This is a genomic window from Agrobacterium sp. LAD9 (assembly GCF_003031125.1).
GTDB classification, from domain to species: Bacteria; Pseudomonadota; Alphaproteobacteria; order Rhizobiales; family Rhizobiaceae; genus Agrobacterium; species Agrobacterium radiobacter.
Genome location: NZ_PHGS01000002.1, coordinates 177,674 through 193,365, shown reverse-complemented (window position 1 = coordinate 193,365; position 15,692 = coordinate 177,674). Strand labels below are relative to the sequence as shown.

The window sequence follows — 15,692 nt, the reverse complement described above, 5'->3', positions numbered from 1 at the left end:
GAAATTGTCATTTTTCCGCAGCAATTCCTGTATCTTATTGATTACATTATAAATTCCATGCGGCTCATTTTCCGCCGGCCTAAGACCATGTCCATTCCGGCGGAAATAATGATTTCGCGGGCCTGTCGCGGCGCGGTTTTTTCAGGCGGTTCTGGCGGCCTGCACGGAGGCGGCGCGGTCGGCGATTTCAATGCGGAACTGCGTGCCGGGACCGGGCTTTTCGACGAGCGCGATGGTGCCGCCATGGGCGAGCACCAGTTCGCGGGCAATGACCAGCCCGAGGCCCGTGCCGCCGGAGCGGGCCGAACCCCGGAAAGCGGAAAACAGGTTCTCCTTGGCCTTGCGCGGCATTCCCGGCCCATTGTCGTCGATGACGATGCTGACGACGCTGCCGGCTCTCTGGGCCAGGATGGAAAGGTGCCTCGGCGCGGCATTTGTGGCATCGGACTGCAGAGCCTGGACGGCATTGCGACAGAGATTATGGATGACCCGGAAAAGCTGTTCGGAATCCGCATCGATCGTGAGATCCGGGGGGACGCTGTCGTGAAACTCGATACCGCTGTCGGGATCGAGCGCCAGAATGTCGCGTACGTCCCGCACCAGAAGGCTCAACTGCACCATCTTGCGTTTCGGCGCGCCTTCGGTCGCCTGGCCATAGGCTAGAACCTCGCCCGTATAGGCCACGGCGCGGTCGATGGTGCGTAGCAGTTTCGGCGCGAAGCTCCTGACCATCGGGTCCTTGGCATCCACAAGCCGGTCGGACATCAGCTGCGCGGAGGAGAGGATGTTGCGCATGTCATGGTTGATCTTCGACACCGCAAGGCCGAGATCCACAAGGTTCTTCTGCTGGCGCAGGGTTTTCTGCAGTTCGGTCTGCATATCCGCAAGATGGCGGCCCGCAACCGACAGTTCGTCCGTCCCCTCCTCGGGCACGAAAATCCGCTCGGGATTGCCTGGATCCTCGGAGAAATTCTGCATGCCGAGCGTCAGCCGGCGTATCGGCCGGATCATGATGCGGTTGATGGAGATGAATATCAGGCCGGCCGTGATCAGCGACAGGACGATGGAAATCAGGAAAACGTTGCGGGCATAGGCAAGCATCGCCGCCCGCAGCTTGTTTTCGCCCAGCACCAGTTCGATGATGGTATCACTGTCGCCCACCACATCGAAGACGCGGATGACGCGGTTGCCGCCGAACAGCAGGGTGGAGAAGGCATCCCGCACCGCCGCCACCTGCGAAACATCGGAAAGATCATATTGCTCGTCGACACCGGGCGGTGTTTCCGCCACTGCGAGCAGGCGCGAGGTGCCGTCCTTTCGCAGCGCGATAAGCTTTGCCCCGGTTGCCATCAGCGTGTCGTTCTGCACGCTTCGCGGCAGTTCGGCCTGCAGGCCATCAATCACCGCGCCGGCGGCGGCAGCCGTATTCAGACGGTCCTGCAGCCAGGAAAGACGCATATTGGCGACGGAAGGCACGAAGATCAGCACTTCGGCGATCATCACGAAAATGACCGTGAGCAGCAGCAGCCGTCCGGAAAGACCGGCGGTCAATCCCGGCATGCAGTGCACCGGATCGTCTTGCGTGCGGTCCAAGCTGTCTACGCCTTTAGAAAACACCGGGCCATGATCCTGTATGCGCGCCGCTGCTTGCGTGGAACGGCTCGGTTTATATGCAGCGACGATAATAGGACCTAATGGATATTTTTCCAATGCGCTGCAAAACAAACGTTTTCATTGCCGGAAAACAAACGCCGCCCGAAAAGGGCGGCGTTCGCAACGTAAGCCTGTTTGAAGCGGAACTGCAGGTCGCCTAGAATTCCTGCCAGTCGCCATGCGCCGGTGCTGCAGCGGGCTGGGCATTGAGCGCACGACTGACGCTGTTCATCAATTTGCGGGCCGGGGACGCCACCGCAGCCGTCCTGCCGGAGACCGCAACCGGTCCGGCGGATGCCGTTACCGGTCTTGCGGGCTGCTCGAAACGGTGGCTGCGCTGCGCATTTTCGGCACCGACATTGAAACGGGTCACCAGCGTCACGAGATGATCCGCCTCGCTGCTCAGCTTGTGGGTTGCGGCCGAGGTCTCCTCCACCATGGCAGCATTGCGCTGCGTCACCTGATCCATCTGGTTGATGGCGGTATTCACCTCGTGCAGACCGGTGGACTGCTCCCTGGCCGCCGTGGCGATCGAATGGATGTGCTCATTGATCGCCAGAACGCGGGTCTCGATCTCGCTCAGTGCGCTGCCGGTTTTCTGCACCAGCGACACGCCGCGTCCGACCTCCTGGCCGGATTTGGTGATCAGCGCCTTGATGTCCTTCGCAGCCGTTGCGGAACGCTGCGCCAGTTCCCGCACTTCCTGCGCGACGACGGCGAAACCCTTGCCGGCCTCGCCGGCACGTGCCGCTTCCACGCCTGCGTTCAGCGCGAGAAGGTTGGTCTGGAAGGCGATCTCGTCAATGACGTTGATGATCTGGCTGATTTCACGCGAGGCATGCTCGATGCGATCCATGGCGGAGACGGCATCGCGCACGACACTGGCGGATTCTTCCGTCTTCTGCTTGGTTTCGGCAACCATGGCGCTGGCTTCCTGCGCACGGTCGGTGGAATTGCGGACGACGGCGGTGATTTCGTCCAGTGCGGCGGAGGTTTCCTCCAGCGCCGCAGCCTGCTGTTCCGTCCGCTTCGACAGGTCGTCGGCCGCCGAGCGCAGTTCGCTTGCGTTGCCGCTGATGCCTTCCGTGCTGCCGCGCACCTCCCTCATTGTCTCGCGCAGCTTGGTCAGCGTCTGGTTGACGTTCTCCTGGAGTTCGCCGAACACGCCGCGGAACTCGCCGTCCATCCTCTCCGTCAGATCACCCCGCGCCAGACCTTCAATGACGCGGCTGGTCTCGGATACGCCGTTATGGACCCCCGTGAGGAGCGAATTGATCGTCGCGGCGAAACGATTGAGGTTTTCGTCGCCATAATCCTTGTTGATGCGGCGGCTGAAATCGCCCTGGGCCGCGGCGTCGACGACGACGGCCATGCCAGCCTGCAGGTCGTCGCTCTTGGCGCGCATGGCGGTCTCCTGCGCATTCATGCGGCGCACCTCGCGGCCGTTGTTCTTGAAGACCTCGACGGCGGCAGCCATTTCGCCGATCTCGTCGTTGCGGCCGAGATAGGGGACTTCCGCGTCCAGATTTCCATCGGCCACCGCATTCATCACCTGCGAAACCCGGCGGATGGGCGCGCTGAGCTGCCGCGTTCCGATGTAGAGACCGAAGGCGGCTCCCGCGCCGACACCTGCAACCGTCACCGCGACGATCGCCCAGAATATGGCGGTGCTGAAAGAATCCATTCCTGCCTTTACGACTTCCAGTTCGGCAATGTCGTTTTTCACGACACCATCGATCTCCGCCTGATAGGCCTTGCGGTTGGCGCGGTTCGCCTCATTGTTGCCCTGCTGGGCGGCTGCCTGCGGCCCGCTCTCCTTCGCCAGTCGGACAGTCTCCAGACGGAAGGTCCGGAATTCCTTGGACCGGCCGACAAGCTTGTCGAAACTCGCCCGCTGTTCCGCCGGCACGAGCGGAGCCCAGCTGGCAATCAGCTTTTCCATGGCATCAAGGTTTTTGACCATGCCGTCGGCGAAGGGGGTGGCTGCGGCCACATCGGCTGCCGCATAGACACCACGCGCCTCCATGACGACCGCCGTCACCAGACGGTTAAGCGCCTCACCCTTGTAGGCCCTTTCAGCAGCCTCCTCGAAATGATGCGACCGGACCCGGAATTCGTTGATCGCATAGATGGACAGCCCGCCGATGGTGCAGGCAACAAGGCTCATAAGCCCGACAAGTAGATTGATACGACCGCGAATTCTCAATTTCGTTCCCCCAACAAAAACCAGCCGCGCAATGAAAATGGGAAGCTGGCATAACTTTTCGCGTCACAAGATTTATCAATGCGGCGTTAAGAAAGAATTTCGGATTTTATCGATTGCGCGTCGGAATCAGCCTCTATCGGCAGTCGGCGAAGGAGATTGCGGTGCGTTTTCCGCAAAAGGTGAACCGCGAAAACCCCTTCGGCAATTGACTTTGCTCGGCCTATGCCCTTATAAGCCGCGCACGCTCGGCCATTGAAAGCTCGCCCAGGCGGGGTTAGCCGTGCAAAAAACGAAACGCTCTTGCAAATAATTGCAAATTCAAGAAGGGCCGCACACCGCGGTATTAAATAAATGTCGAAGCGTACTTACCAACCGTCCAAGCTTGTTCGCAAGCGTCGTCATGGTTTCCGTGCCCGCATGGCTACCGCCGGCGGCCGCAAGGTTCTCGCAGCCCGCCGTGCGCGCGGCCGCGCACGTCTGTCGGCTTAATTGCCGAGCCTGTGGCCCGATGAAAGTCGTGGGCACATGAGCAAGACTGAAAAACACCCCGGCCGGCTTAAAAACCGGTCGGAGTTTCTTGCCGTTCAGGCGGGGGAAAAACGGCGGGGAAGCACCTTTCTTCTGGAAGTGCTTGACCGGAAAGCCCCGGAAACCGAGCCTCGCGTCGGTTTTACCGTAACAAAAAGACAAGGCAACGCGGTCGAGCGAAATCGCATGCGCCGCCGTCTCAGGGAAGCCGTCAGGCTTTCTGCCGGGGTCGCAATGAAGCCCGGTCATGACTATGTGATTGTCGCCCGCAGGGATGTGCTCGATACAGCCTTCCCGAAACTTCAGTCTCTCCTTGCCGAGCGCATTGAAGGAACGGCGAAACCGAAACGGTCCCAGGAGACCCGCTCCAGGAAAGAATGATGGAAAAGAACCGCAATTACTTCATCGCGATAGCCCTTTCGGTTGTCATCGTCCTCGCCTGGCAATTCCTTTACATGAATCCGCGTATCGAGCAGCAGCGCCGCGCCGAAGAGGCCCGCCAGGCGCAGCAGCAGCAGCAGCAGACGACGCAGCAACAGCAGCCGGCACCGGGTGCCGCGCCTGGTGCAGCCGTCGAAGGCACACCGCCCGCCTCTTCGCCGCAGACCGCCGCAACGGCGACCCGTGAAGAGTCGATTGCAAGAACCCAGCGTGTGGCCATCGACACCAACGCCATCGCCGGTTCGATCAATCTCGCCGGCGCCCGTTTCGATGACATCCGGCTCAAGGATTACCATGAGACCGTCGATGACTCGAGCCCGATCATCACGCTGTTCTCGCCCTCCGACACCAAGGACGGCTACTTCACCGAACTCGGTTTTGTTGCTGCACAGGAAGTCGGCGGCGTTCCCGGTCCGACCACCGTCTGGACGCTGGCAAGCGGCGAGAAGCTGACGGAAACCACCCCGGTCACCCTCACCTACACCAATTCCAAGGGCGTGATTTTCTCCCGCACGATTTCGATCGACGAGCATTATATGATCTCGGTCGCCGACAAGGTCGAGAACCCGGGACAGGCTGCGGTCTCCTTCGCCACCTATGGCCGCGTGACGCGCAACAACAAGCCGGCGATCCCGCCCGTCTTCGTCATCCATGAAGGCTTTCTCGGCGTTTCGGGCAAAGACGGCAGCCTGACGGAAGAAAAATACAAGGATGTTGAAGAAGCACCGGTAACTATTGCCAAGGCAACCGGCGGCTGGCTCGGCATTACCGACAAATATTGGGCTGCTGCCATCGTTCCGCCGCAGACAACACCGTTCGAAACCCGCTTTTCGCATATCACCGGCAATCAGCCGAGCTATCAGGCGGATTTCAAGAGCGACACGATGACGGTCGAACCCGGCCAGTCCATCGAGCTGAAGAGCCTTGTCTTCGCCGGCGCCAAGGAAGTGCCGCTGGTCGACCGCTATGAAAAAGAATATTCCATCCCGAAGTTCGACCTTCTGATCGACTGGGGCTGGTTCTACTTCATCACCAAGCCGATGTTCAAAATGATGGATTTCTTCTTCCGTTATTTTGGCAATTTCGGCGTGGCCATCCTGCTCACCACCATCGTCGTCAAGGCGCTCTTCTTCCCGCTCGCCAGCAAGCAATATGCTTCCATGGCGAACATGAAGCGCGTGCAGCCGAAGATGGAGGAGCTGAAGGCCAAGCATGGCGATGACCGCATGGCCATGCAGCAGGCGATGATGCAGCTCTACAAGGAAGAGAAGATCAATCCGGTCGCCGGCTGCTGGCCGATGCTTCTGCAGATTCCGGTCTTCTTCGCGCTCTACAAGGTCATCTACGTCACCATCGAAATGCGGCATGCACCGTTCTTCGGCTGGATCCACGACCTTTCCGCGCCCGATCCGACATCGCTCTTCAACCTGTTCGGCCTTCTGCCTTACGACGTGCCGCATTTCCTGATGATCGGCGTCTGGCCGCTGGTCATGGGCATCACCATGTTCCTGCAGATGCGTATGAACCCGACGCCGCCCGATCCGACGCAGGCAATGATCTTCAACTGGATGCCGCTGATCTTCACCTTCATGCTGGCCTCCTTCCCGGCTGGTCTCGTCATCTACTGGGCATGGAACAATACGCTCTCCATCACCCAGCAGGCCGTCATCATGAAGCGTCAGGGCGCCAAGATCGAGCTGTTCGATAATATCAAGGGGCTGTTCAAGCGAAAGCCGGTGCAATCGAAATGAGTGAAACCGGCACGGCAACCGAAAAGCCCCTGTTCGGGCGACCCTGGATTTTCATTCGCGGCGTTCCCGCAATGAAATTCCTGCCGCCCGAAGGCCCGCCGGAGATTGCCTTCGCCGGTCGTTCGAATGTCGGCAAGTCCTCGCTCATCAATGCGCTGGTGGGCCACAAGGGGCTTGCCCGCACGTCCAACACGCCCGGACGCACGCAGGAACTCAACTATTTCGTTCCGGATGGTTATTCCGGCGAAGCGGGCGATCTGCCGCCGATGGCGCTGGTCGATATGCCCGGTTACGGCTACGCGCAGGCCCCCAAGGATCACGTCGACGCCTGGACGAAGCTCGTCTTCGATTATCTGCGCGGCCGTGCGACGCTGAAGCGTGTTTACGTGCTGATCGATTCCCGCCATGGCGTGAAAAAGAATGACGAGGAAGTTCTGACCCTGCTCGACAAAGCAGCCGTGTCCTACCAGATCGTGCTGACGAAGACGGACAAGATCAAGGATGTCGGCGTTCCGCGGCTGATCGGCGAAACGCTGGAAAAAATCCGCAAGCGCCCTGCCGCCTATCCGGAAGTTCTCGCCACGTCCTCGGAAAAATCATTCGGGCTGGATAGCCTGCGGGCCGAGATCGTCAGAACGATCTCCCTTTGAGAGGTGCGCCCCTCAGGCGATAGTGAAAAGCAGAACGGCGGTCCACAGCATCGCCGTCAATGCCAGAAGACGCCAGAAGCGCACCGAATGCCAGACCTCCGAAAGCATGGCTGCAAACATGCTGCCACCGCGCAGCGGCTGGCTCCTGAATGGCAGGCCGGAGCGGCTTGGATCCCGTTCCAGCAGCGCGGCGACGGTCGCATTTTCGCGGTATTCGGTTTCCGCCAGATTGTCCCGCCAGCGCCTGACCATGGCCGCGAACTGGCGGTCGCGTTTGATGCGTTTGGCAAGCTCCGCCATGCTTTCCGGCGGCAAGGCACCCAGCACATATTCGCCCGCAAGGACTTCGTCCCGCAAACCGCTTTGCTTGTCTCGATCGGGTGCCGTCATGTGGTCTCTCGCTCCTCAGTCGTTCAGGTCAGCATCGCTTGCGCGGCGCGCGACATCTCCTGTCGCCCTGAATTCACCCCTCCCCTTTCCCCTGCAAGGCTGGTCCCATTGGGCCTTTATGTCAATCGCATTACAGGGCCGGGAGCGCCAAAAAAAAGAAATTTGACTGCTGCCGACACAATAAGGCCGGGAGGTTATTTCATCCGTCAAAGACTTGCTTTAGAGCGGTGACAGGCTCTCAACAGCCGCAACCACAGACCGAGGTTTTTAGATGACGTCTTCCGAAAGCGAAACTCAGGCGCGGCTGCTCGCACAGGCTCTGCCTTTTATGCAGAAATACGAGAACAAGACCATCGTGGTGAAATATGGCGGCCACGCCATGGGGGATTCCACACTCGGCAAGGCTTTCGCGGAAGACATCGCGCTGTTGAAGCAATCAGGCATAAACCCGATCGTCGTGCATGGCGGCGGCCCGCAGATCGGCGCGATGCTGACCAAGATGGGCATCGAATCGAAGTTCGAGGGCGGCCTTCGCGTTACCGACGCCAAGACGGTCGAGATCGTCGAAATGGTTCTGGCCGGATCGATCAACAAGGAAATCGTCGCCCTCATCAACCAGACGGGTGAATGGGCGATCGGCCTGTGCGGCAAGGACGGTAACATGGTCTTCGCCGAAAAGGCGAAAAAGACCGTCATCGATCCTGACAGCAATATCGAACGTGTGCTCGATCTCGGCTTCGTCGGCGAAGTCACCGAAGTCGACCGCACCCTGCTCGACCTGCTCGCCAAGTCGGAAATGATCCCGGTCATCGCCCCGGTCGCGCCTGGCCGCGATGGCGCCACCTACAATATCAACGCCGATACCTTCGCCGGCGCGATTGCGGGCGCGCTTCACGCCTCGCGTCTGCTGTTTCTCACCGACGTTCCCGGCGTTCTCGACAAGAACAAGGAACTCATCAAGGAACTCACCGTCTCGCAGGCGCGTGCGCTCATCAAGGACGGCACGATTTCCGGTGGCATGATCCCGAAGGTCGAGACCTGCATCGACGCCATCAAGGCCGGTGTTCAGGGCGTGGTGATCCTCAACGGCAAGACGCCCCATTCCGTCCTTCTGGAAATCTTCACGGAAGGCGCCGGCACGCTCATCGTGCCCTGATGTGCTTCAGGTGGCGGACGGCAAGCCTGTCCGCCACGACAGGCCTTCAACCGAATGCCAGAAGCGACAGCACACCCACCACAATCAGCAGGCAACCGGAGAGTTCGAGCCGGTTGATCTTCTCCTTGAAGAAGAGCATGGTCGAGGCGAAGGCGAAGAGCATCTCCACCTGCGCCAGCGCCTTCACCACGGCGGCCTGCTGCAGGGTCATCGCCGTGAACCAGCCGAATGAGGCCGTGGCGCCCACGAAACCGACTGCAAGCGACGGTTTCCAAACCTTGGCGATACGCCGCAATTCTTCCCGCTCGCGCCAGATGATCCACAGGAACATCGACACCGTCTGCATGACGATCACGACGACGAGCGTGAAGCCCGCCTGCATCATCGCGTCCGGAACGGGAAGGCTCGGCGCAAGCGCGAGCGACGCCGATCGGTAGGCAACCGACGACAGGCCGAAGAAAGCGCCTGAGGCGAAGCCGATGCCCGCCGTCCGGCTGAAGATCGACGTCAGGAAGGAAGCGGGCGTCACTTCCGTGCGTGCCACCGAAATCAGCATGACACCGGCGACCGATATGGCAATAGCCGCCAATGTGCCGCCATTGACGCTTTCACCGATGAAGATAAGCGCGAACAGTGCCGCCTGCGCCGGTTCTGTGCGGGAATAGGCCGTTCCCACTGCAAAGTTGCGGAAGGAGAACAGGTGCACCAGCAGGAACGTGGCGGCAATCTGCGCCATGGCCCCGACCGTCGCCCACAAAGCGAAGGACATGTTGGGCACCGGCAGCGGGCGACCGAGCCCGAAATGCAGAAAAGCGAGATAGGCGAGAGCGAAGGGCATGCCGAACACGAAGCGCACAAAGGTCGCGCCCGTGGTGCCCATCATGCCCTTGAGGTGCTTTTGCAGGGTCGAGCGCAGGTTCTGCAAGAACGCGCTTGCGAAAGTAATGCCTATCCAGAGTTCCATGGCTTTGGCGGTATCATGCGCCGGAGGCCGCAGCCAAGCCCGATTTTCTAACCAATCGTCGTCTTTTCGATTTTCTTCGGCATTCGAAACGGGCATAAAGCAGCCCATGGACACAAAGCCGAAAAACCTGCCCGAAGCCGCCGATTTCGACCATGTGAGCGAATGGGTCTTCGATCTCGACAACACGCTCTATCCGCATCACATCAATCTGTTTTCGCAGATCGATCGAAACATGACGGCCTATGTGGCGGAGCTTCTGAAGCTTGACCCCGAGGAAGCCCGCGCGCTGCAGAAACGGTATTATCACGACCACGGCACCACGCTGCAGGGCCTGATGATCCATTACGGCATCAGCCCGGACGAGTTTCTGGAACGCGCCCATGCCATCGACTATTCGGCATTGAAACCGCATCCGGAACTTGGTGAGGCAATCAAGGCTTTGCCCGGTCGCAAGTTCATCCTCACCAATGGCAGCGTGAAACACGCGCAGGCCGCCGCCGGCGCGCTCGGTGTTCTCGATCACTTCGAGGATATTTTCGATATCGTCGCCGCAGGCTATCTGCCTAAACCAGCTAGCGCGACCTATGAGAAATTCGCCGCACTTGCGAAACTCGACACGAAAAAAGCCGCCATGTTCGAGGATCTGCCGCGCAATCTTGCCGCCCCCAAGGCGCTTGGCATGAAGACCGTGTTGCTCGTGCCTTCAAATCTTGAGGGCGTCATCATGGAACGCTGGGAAATTCCGGCCGTGACGGATGAGCATATCGACTACATCACCGACGACCTGACCGGGTTCCTGACGAAAACCATCACCCGCTGAGCAGCGAACATTACCGAAGCTTCATCCACCTTACGGATGTTTAAGTGGTGAGGCTTGCTGGACGTCACTATCTTTTCTTCAGGGACACCAAAGAAAGGTAATGACGATGACCACACGCAAAATCGCCCTCTCTGCTCTTGGCGCAGCCCTTGTGCTCAGCACGGCCGCAACGGCCAGTTTCGCCGCGCCCGGCAAGGGCCACAAGGATCGCATGCCGATCCGTCCGGAAGCGGCTTTCGTTCACCTGCTGAAGGTGGCCGACGCCAACAAGGACGGCAAGATTTCGAAGGAGGAATTCGCCGCCCGTCAGGACGCGCTCTTCACAGAGATCGACAAGGACAAGGACGGCTCGATTACGCCGAAGGAAATCCGCGAATACCGCCAGGCGAAGATGGAAGCCTTCCGCGCCGCCCATCCGCGTCCGGAGCGGGAGGAAGCCAAGGCGGATGAAGGCAAGGGTCCCGAGGGCAAGCGCGCCGAGCGCGAGCATGGCGGCCGTCAGGGCTGGGGCAAACATGGCGGCAAGGGTGGAGCCTACGCACTGTTCCGCATGGCCGATACCGACGAGAACGGTCAGGTCAGCAAGGCCGAATTCACCGCCGCCGGCGAAAAGATGTTCGAACGGCTGGACAGGAACAAGGACGGCGTCATCTCCATCGACGACATGCCGGACCGCCCGTTCCTTTGATCCACTAAGCATAAAGCCCGCTCAAAAGCGGGCTTTTTTATTCAATGCAGGCTGACGGTCTTGAGATCGTCTTCGGCAGCCTTGAAAAACGTGCTTGAACGATTGTCCGTGAGGAGGATCGGCGTACCATCCGCACCGAACAGTGCCCAAAGATCCAATTGCGGATCGAGATCAGGCGCTTCCGGGAAACAGCGGCTGACGTCTTCCGCCCGGATCTTGCGGATATATCCCACTTCTCCTTCGCCGATATGGGCGAGCTGGGATTGGGTGAGACGCGCATGCGCTTCTTTCAAAAGCATATTTCAGCCTCCTTCTTCACGCCGAGCGATTCGTGTCGGATTCTGGCGTTCACGTTCTACTCTGAGACGGAAATATTAATTTTCTTCACCACGTTTGAAATTTCCGGCCGGACCAGATCGATGGAAAGAAGGCCGTTGCGCAGGCGCGCTTCCCTGACCTGCATGCCATCGGCAAGCACGAAAACCCGCTGGAACTGGCGCGCTGCGATGCCGCGATAGAGAAAATCGCGCTTCTCCTGTTCCTGCTGTCGTCCCCGAATGACGAGCTGGTTATCGGCCGTCGTCACATCCAGATCGTCCTGCGAAAACCCGGCAACTGCGATGGTGATGCGCAGGCGTTCGGGCATATCTTCGCTGCCGGGCAGGCGCTCTATGTTGTAGGGAGGATAGCCGTCATTGGCCTTCGCCATGCGCTCCAGCGTTTTTTCCATGGCATCAAAACCCAGCAGAAGCGGGTGGGTGAATGGCGTCATGCGGCTCATGTCTCTTCTGTCCTTGCAACCAAGCGACGTTTCGCGGTCCCGCTTCCGGCAACCTTGCCGGTCAATCGCACCGGCCCCAGCAATATGGGAAGCCGAACCACGATGCGCAAGACGAAACGCGGGGCAAAGGCAAGCCGCAGGAATGAGACTTGACAAGTGAGCACCCGCCGCTCGAAAAAAGCGCTCATCTCAACGGCGGGCAAGACATGGCAGAACGCAGAAAAATCATCATCGACACCGATCCCGGCCAGGACGACGCGGCGGCAATCATGCTCGCTTTCGCAAGCCCGGAGGAAATCGACATTCTCGGATTGTGCGCCGTCGCCGGCAACGTTCCGCTGAAGCTGACCAGCCGCAACATCCGCATCATCTGCGAACTGTGCGGACGCACCGATATTCCAGTCTACGAAGGCGCCGAGAAGCCACTGGTGCGCAAGCCCATCACCGCCGAACATGTTCACGGCAGCACTGGCCTGGACGGCCCGGTTCTCGACGAACCGACAATGGAGGCGCAAAAGCAGCACGCGGTCGATTTCATCATCGAGACGGTGATGCGCGAGCCCGCCGGCACCGTAACGCTCTGCACGCTCGGCGCACTGACCAATGTGGCTCTGGCGCTCCTGAAGGCGCCGGAAATTGCCGACCGCGTCAAGGAACTGGTGATGATGGGCGGCGGCTTCTTCGAGGGCGGCAACATCACACCGGCGGCGGAATTCAACATCTATGTCGACCCGCAGGCCGCCGACATCGTCTTCCGCTCCGGCATGCCTGTTGTCATGATGCCGCTCGATGTCACCCATCAGTTGCTGACGACCAAGGCTCGGGTCAGCCGCATTCGCGAGATCGGCACAAGGCCGGCCATCGCCATGGCGGAAATGCTGGAATTCTTCGAACGCTTCGACATCGAGAAATACGGTTCGGATGGCGGCCCGCTGCATGATCCGAGCGTCATTGCCTATCTCGTCAAACCCGAACTGTTTCAGGGTCGCGAGTGCAACGTCGAAATCGAGGTCCATTCCGAACTGACCATGGGCATGACCGTGGTGGACTGGTGGAATGTTACCGAACGGCCCGCCAATGCCCGCGTGATGCGCAATGTGGATGCCGACGGCTTCTTCGAGTTGCTGACGGAACGTTTCGCCCGTCTCTAACGGAAGCGGATATGAAAAAAGGGCCGCTGGCGATACCAGCGGCCCTTTTCATTTGAGGCGGAAATGGCGCGTCAGAACTCCGTCCAGTCATCCTGCGCCAGCGCGTTTGCGCCGCTGGTTCTCGGACGGGCGCGTTGCGCGGCCGGGCGGCCCGATGCCTGCGCCGGAGCGGCGGGTGCGCGCATCGCCGCGGCAGTGGCGTGCAATTGCTGGCTGGAATGACCACCGGAAACGGAGAAACCGGCAACGAGCGATTTCAGCGTTTCCGCCTCGCTGTTCAGCGTTACACTCGCCGCGGTAGTTTCTTCCACCATCGCCGCATTCTGCTGGGTAACCTGATCCATCTGGGTAACGGCGGAATTGATCTCCTTCAGACCCACCGCCTGTTCGCTGGCGGAGGCGGAGATCTGCCGTATCAGCTGGTTGATCTGCAGAACCTGATCGGCGATCTTTTTCATCGTCTCACCGGCCTTGCCGACCAGCTGGACGCCCTCGCCCACCTGGGTGGCCGAAGTGTTGATGAGGCCCTTGATCTCCTTGGCGGCGGTGGCGGACCGTTGTGCCAGTTCGCGTACTTCCTGTGCGACGACGGCAAAGCCCTTGCCGGCATCACCCGCGCGGGCAGCTTCGACGCCCGCGTTCAGCGCCAGAAGGTTGGTCTGGAAGGCAATCTCGTCGATAACACCGATGATACGGGAAATTTCGGCCGAGGATTGCGCGATGCCTTCCATGGAGTTCACGGCCTGCTGCACGACCTCGCCCGACTTGCCGGCGTCGTCGCAGGCATGGCTGACGGCGCCGGCCGCCTGTGCGGCGTTTTCCGCACTGGAATTGACCTGTGCGGTCAACTCATTGAGGGCGGCAGCGGTTTCCTCCAGGCTTGCGGCCTGCTGTTCCGTGCGGTGCGAAAGATCGCTGGCGGCGCGGGTGATCTCACCCGTGCCGTTGCCGATGCTGACGACGGTTGCGTTGACCGTGGAAACGGTTTCCTCGAGGCTGGCGAGCGCAGAGTTGAAGTCCTCGCGCAGCTTCGCATATTCGCCCGGGAACTCGTCCTCGATGCGGTAGGTGAGATTGCCCTGCGAAAGCGCATTGAGGCCTGCACCCAGCGCGCCGACAATGTGCTGCTGCATGCGGCTGTTCTCATTGCGCTCGAATTCGGATCGCTGGCGCTCCGTCTCGGCGTGACCACGCTGGGCATCGGCTTCAGCCTCCATCTCGCGGATGCCGGCAAGCTTCGCGCGGAAACCTTCAAGCGCGGTGGCCACGGCGCCCGTTTCATCCCGGCGTTCCTGTCCGGAAACCGGTACATCGTAGCGACCGTCACTCAGCGTCCTGACATCGGAAACCAGCGAGGCAAGCGGATTGCGGACGAAATAACGCACGGCGAAATAAAGCGCGGTGATGACCGCGGCGAGAATGACAATCGCGCCGATGATCATCATGTAGGTCTGTTCCTGAACCGGTGCGTTCAGGGCCTGATGGGGAATATCCACCAGCACCACCCAGGTCGCGTTGAGGCCGGGAACGGCGAAGGGATAAACGAGACGGTTATAGGGCGCGTCCGTATCAACGCCGAGATTTTCGATGAGGCCCTGCTTGCCTGACGTGATTGCCGCCTGAACGGTGCTTGCACCGTCCCCGTCATAGGCTTTCATGTTCTGCTCGGGTGTCGGCGGCACCAGCCACTGGCCGCCCTGCGAAACGAGCGTCACGCGGCCGGTCTCGAAAGGATGCAGCGCCTGCAGCTTCTGCGACAGCGAGGCCAGCGAGATATCAACGCCAGCCACACCGATCATCTTGCCATCGGACATGACGGGATAGGCAAGCGACGTCATCGTCGTCGGCACTTCCGTGCCTTCGGCGAGATAGGGCTGCGTGATCGCGCCCTTGCCGGATTTGGCGGCAAGCGCATACCACTCCGCCGCATAATCATTCTTGAACGTCGAGAACTGGATTTCGCCCTTCTGGGTTTTCGACCAGTAAGGAGCGAAGGCGCCGGTGGCATTGGTGCCGAGATCGAGCCTGTTGGCGATCTCCGTCGTCTGGCCGTCAAAAAGGCCGAGCTGCTCACAGAACCAGCTGCCAAAGGCAAAGGCGTTCTGCTCGACATTGGCCTTCAGGATGTTGACGATGCCGGGGCGATCCATTGATTTCGCCTGATGCGCACGGCCGATGACACCGGCCATGGAGCGTGCGGCGCTGCCGAGTTCACCCACATCAGCGGCGATGACGTTGGCGATGGCGCGCGCTTCGGTATTGGCCTGATCCATGGTCAGCGCGTGCACGCGCTCACTCGTCTGGGAAATGAGGAAGGAATTCGATGCAACGAGAACCGTGGTGATAGCGCAGCCGGTTACGAGGATCAGCTTGGTCGCAAGCGACTTCACTTGGAAATTGAACATTTTGGCCTCGATCAAATCGCCCGCCTGAAAAGGCTGACGTCAACGGATGATAAATCTCCGTCATGGAGGCCCGTCCCCTTGGGACAGTGCGCTGCAGCGCGACGGGGC

General features: G+C 60.1%; 15 protein-coding genes. 8 read left to right on the top strand and 7 right to left on the bottom strand.

Annotated elements, in window-relative coordinates; genetic code table 11:
- Positions 1-141: 141 nt before the first annotated feature.
- Together DA915_RS01690 and DA915_RS01685 are read right to left on the bottom strand one after the other, a co-directional pair.
- A complete protein-coding gene (locus tag DA915_RS01690; protein ID WP_035212580.1) occupies positions 142-1,560 on the bottom strand; it encodes an ATP-binding protein in 1,419 nt (472 codons plus the stop codon).
- A 250-nt stretch (positions 1,561-1,810) separates the two neighbouring features.
- Positions 1,811-3,859: a methyl-accepting chemotaxis protein gene (locus tag DA915_RS01685; protein WP_003503687.1), complete on the bottom strand. Its 2,049-nt coding sequence runs from the start codon at positions 3,857-3,859 to the stop codon at positions 1,811-1,813.
- A 351-nt stretch (positions 3,860-4,210) separates the two neighbouring features.
- Here DA915_RS01685 and rpmH point away from each other — a divergent pair, with 351 nt between their 5' ends.
- The 4 genes from rpmH to yihA are packed head-to-tail and all read left to right on the top strand — an operon-like array spanning position 4,211 to position 7,229.
- On the top strand, positions 4,211-4,348 hold the full coding sequence (gene rpmH, locus DA915_RS01680; protein ID WP_003493611.1) for a 50S ribosomal protein L34: 138 nt from the start codon (positions 4,211-4,213) through the stop codon (positions 4,346-4,348).
- Positions 4,349-4,384: 36 nt separating this feature from the next.
- Positions 4,385-4,768, top strand: coding sequence for a ribonuclease P protein component (gene rnpA, locus DA915_RS01675; protein WP_003503690.1), 384 nt, complete (start codon positions 4,385-4,387; stop codon positions 4,766-4,768).
- On the top strand, positions 4,768-6,579 hold the full coding sequence (yidC, locus tag DA915_RS01670) for a membrane protein insertase YidC (RefSeq protein ID WP_107674977.1): 1,812 nt from the start codon (positions 4,768-4,770) through the stop codon (positions 6,577-6,579). Before rnpA ends, yidC begins: the two co-directional genes overlap by 1 nt.
- Positions 6,576-7,229 carry a ribosome biogenesis GTP-binding protein YihA/YsxC gene (gene yihA, locus DA915_RS01665; protein WP_003503694.1) on the top strand — a complete coding sequence of 218 codons (654 nt, stop codon included), beginning with the start codon at positions 6,576-6,578 and terminating at the stop codon, positions 7,227-7,229. The genes yidC and yihA overlap by 4 nt, the downstream gene beginning before the upstream one ends.
- Before the next feature lie 12 nt (positions 7,230-7,241).
- Here yihA and DA915_RS01660 read toward each other — a convergent pair whose 3' ends face one another.
- The gene (locus tag DA915_RS01660) at positions 7,242-7,619 is read right to left on the bottom strand and encodes a hypothetical protein (RefSeq protein WP_003503696.1); all 378 of its coding nucleotides are present in this window, start codon (positions 7,617-7,619) and stop codon (positions 7,242-7,244) included.
- Between the two features lie 271 nt (positions 7,620-7,890).
- On the opposite strand from DA915_RS01660, the gene argB reads away from it, so the two are divergent.
- Entirely contained in the window at positions 7,891-8,775 is an 885-nt protein-coding gene (gene argB / locus DA915_RS01655; protein WP_003503698.1) for an acetylglutamate kinase, read from the top strand.
- 46 nt (positions 8,776-8,821) lie between these two features.
- On the opposite strand, the gene DA915_RS01650 is transcribed toward argB, so the two are convergent.
- Entirely contained in the window at positions 8,822-9,739 is a 918-nt protein-coding gene (locus DA915_RS01650; RefSeq protein WP_107675131.1) for a DMT family transporter, read from the bottom strand.
- 106 nt (positions 9,740-9,845) lie between these two features.
- Here DA915_RS01650 and DA915_RS01645 point away from each other — a divergent pair, with 106 nt between their 5' ends.
- Together DA915_RS01645 and DA915_RS01640 are read left to right on the top strand one after the other, a co-directional pair.
- Entirely contained in the window at positions 9,846-10,559 is a 714-nt protein-coding gene (locus DA915_RS01645) for a pyrimidine 5'-nucleotidase (RefSeq protein ID WP_060722841.1), read from the top strand.
- Between the two features lie 100 nt (positions 10,560-10,659).
- A complete protein-coding gene (locus tag DA915_RS01640; protein ID WP_003503704.1) occupies positions 10,660-11,247 on the top strand; it encodes an EF-hand domain-containing protein in 588 nt (195 codons plus the stop codon).
- 41 nt (positions 11,248-11,288) lie between these two features.
- On the opposite strand, the gene DA915_RS01635 is transcribed toward DA915_RS01640, so the two are convergent.
- Together DA915_RS01635 and DA915_RS01630 are read right to left on the bottom strand one after the other, a co-directional pair.
- Positions 11,289-11,546: a DUF1150 family protein gene (locus tag DA915_RS01635; RefSeq protein ID WP_003503706.1), complete on the bottom strand. Its 258-nt coding sequence runs from the start codon at positions 11,544-11,546 to the stop codon at positions 11,289-11,291.
- 56 nt (positions 11,547-11,602) lie between these two features.
- Complete coding sequence (locus DA915_RS01630; protein WP_003503708.1) at positions 11,603-12,028, bottom strand: Hsp20 family protein; 426 nt, start codon at positions 12,026-12,028, stop codon at positions 11,603-11,605.
- A gap of 206 nt (positions 12,029-12,234) precedes the next feature.
- Between DA915_RS01630 and DA915_RS01625 the strand changes: the two genes are divergently transcribed.
- Positions 12,235-13,179: a nucleoside hydrolase gene (locus DA915_RS01625; RefSeq protein WP_003503709.1), complete on the top strand. Its 945-nt coding sequence runs from the start codon at positions 12,235-12,237 to the stop codon at positions 13,177-13,179.
- Positions 13,180-13,250: 71 nt separating this feature from the next.
- Here the strand turns inward: DA915_RS01625 and DA915_RS01620 are convergent, their stop codons facing one another.
- The gene (locus DA915_RS01620) at positions 13,251-15,584 is read right to left on the bottom strand and encodes a methyl-accepting chemotaxis protein (RefSeq protein ID WP_107675130.1); all 2,334 of its coding nucleotides are present in this window, start codon (positions 15,582-15,584) and stop codon (positions 13,251-13,253) included.
- Positions 15,585-15,692 lie beyond the last annotated feature (108 nt).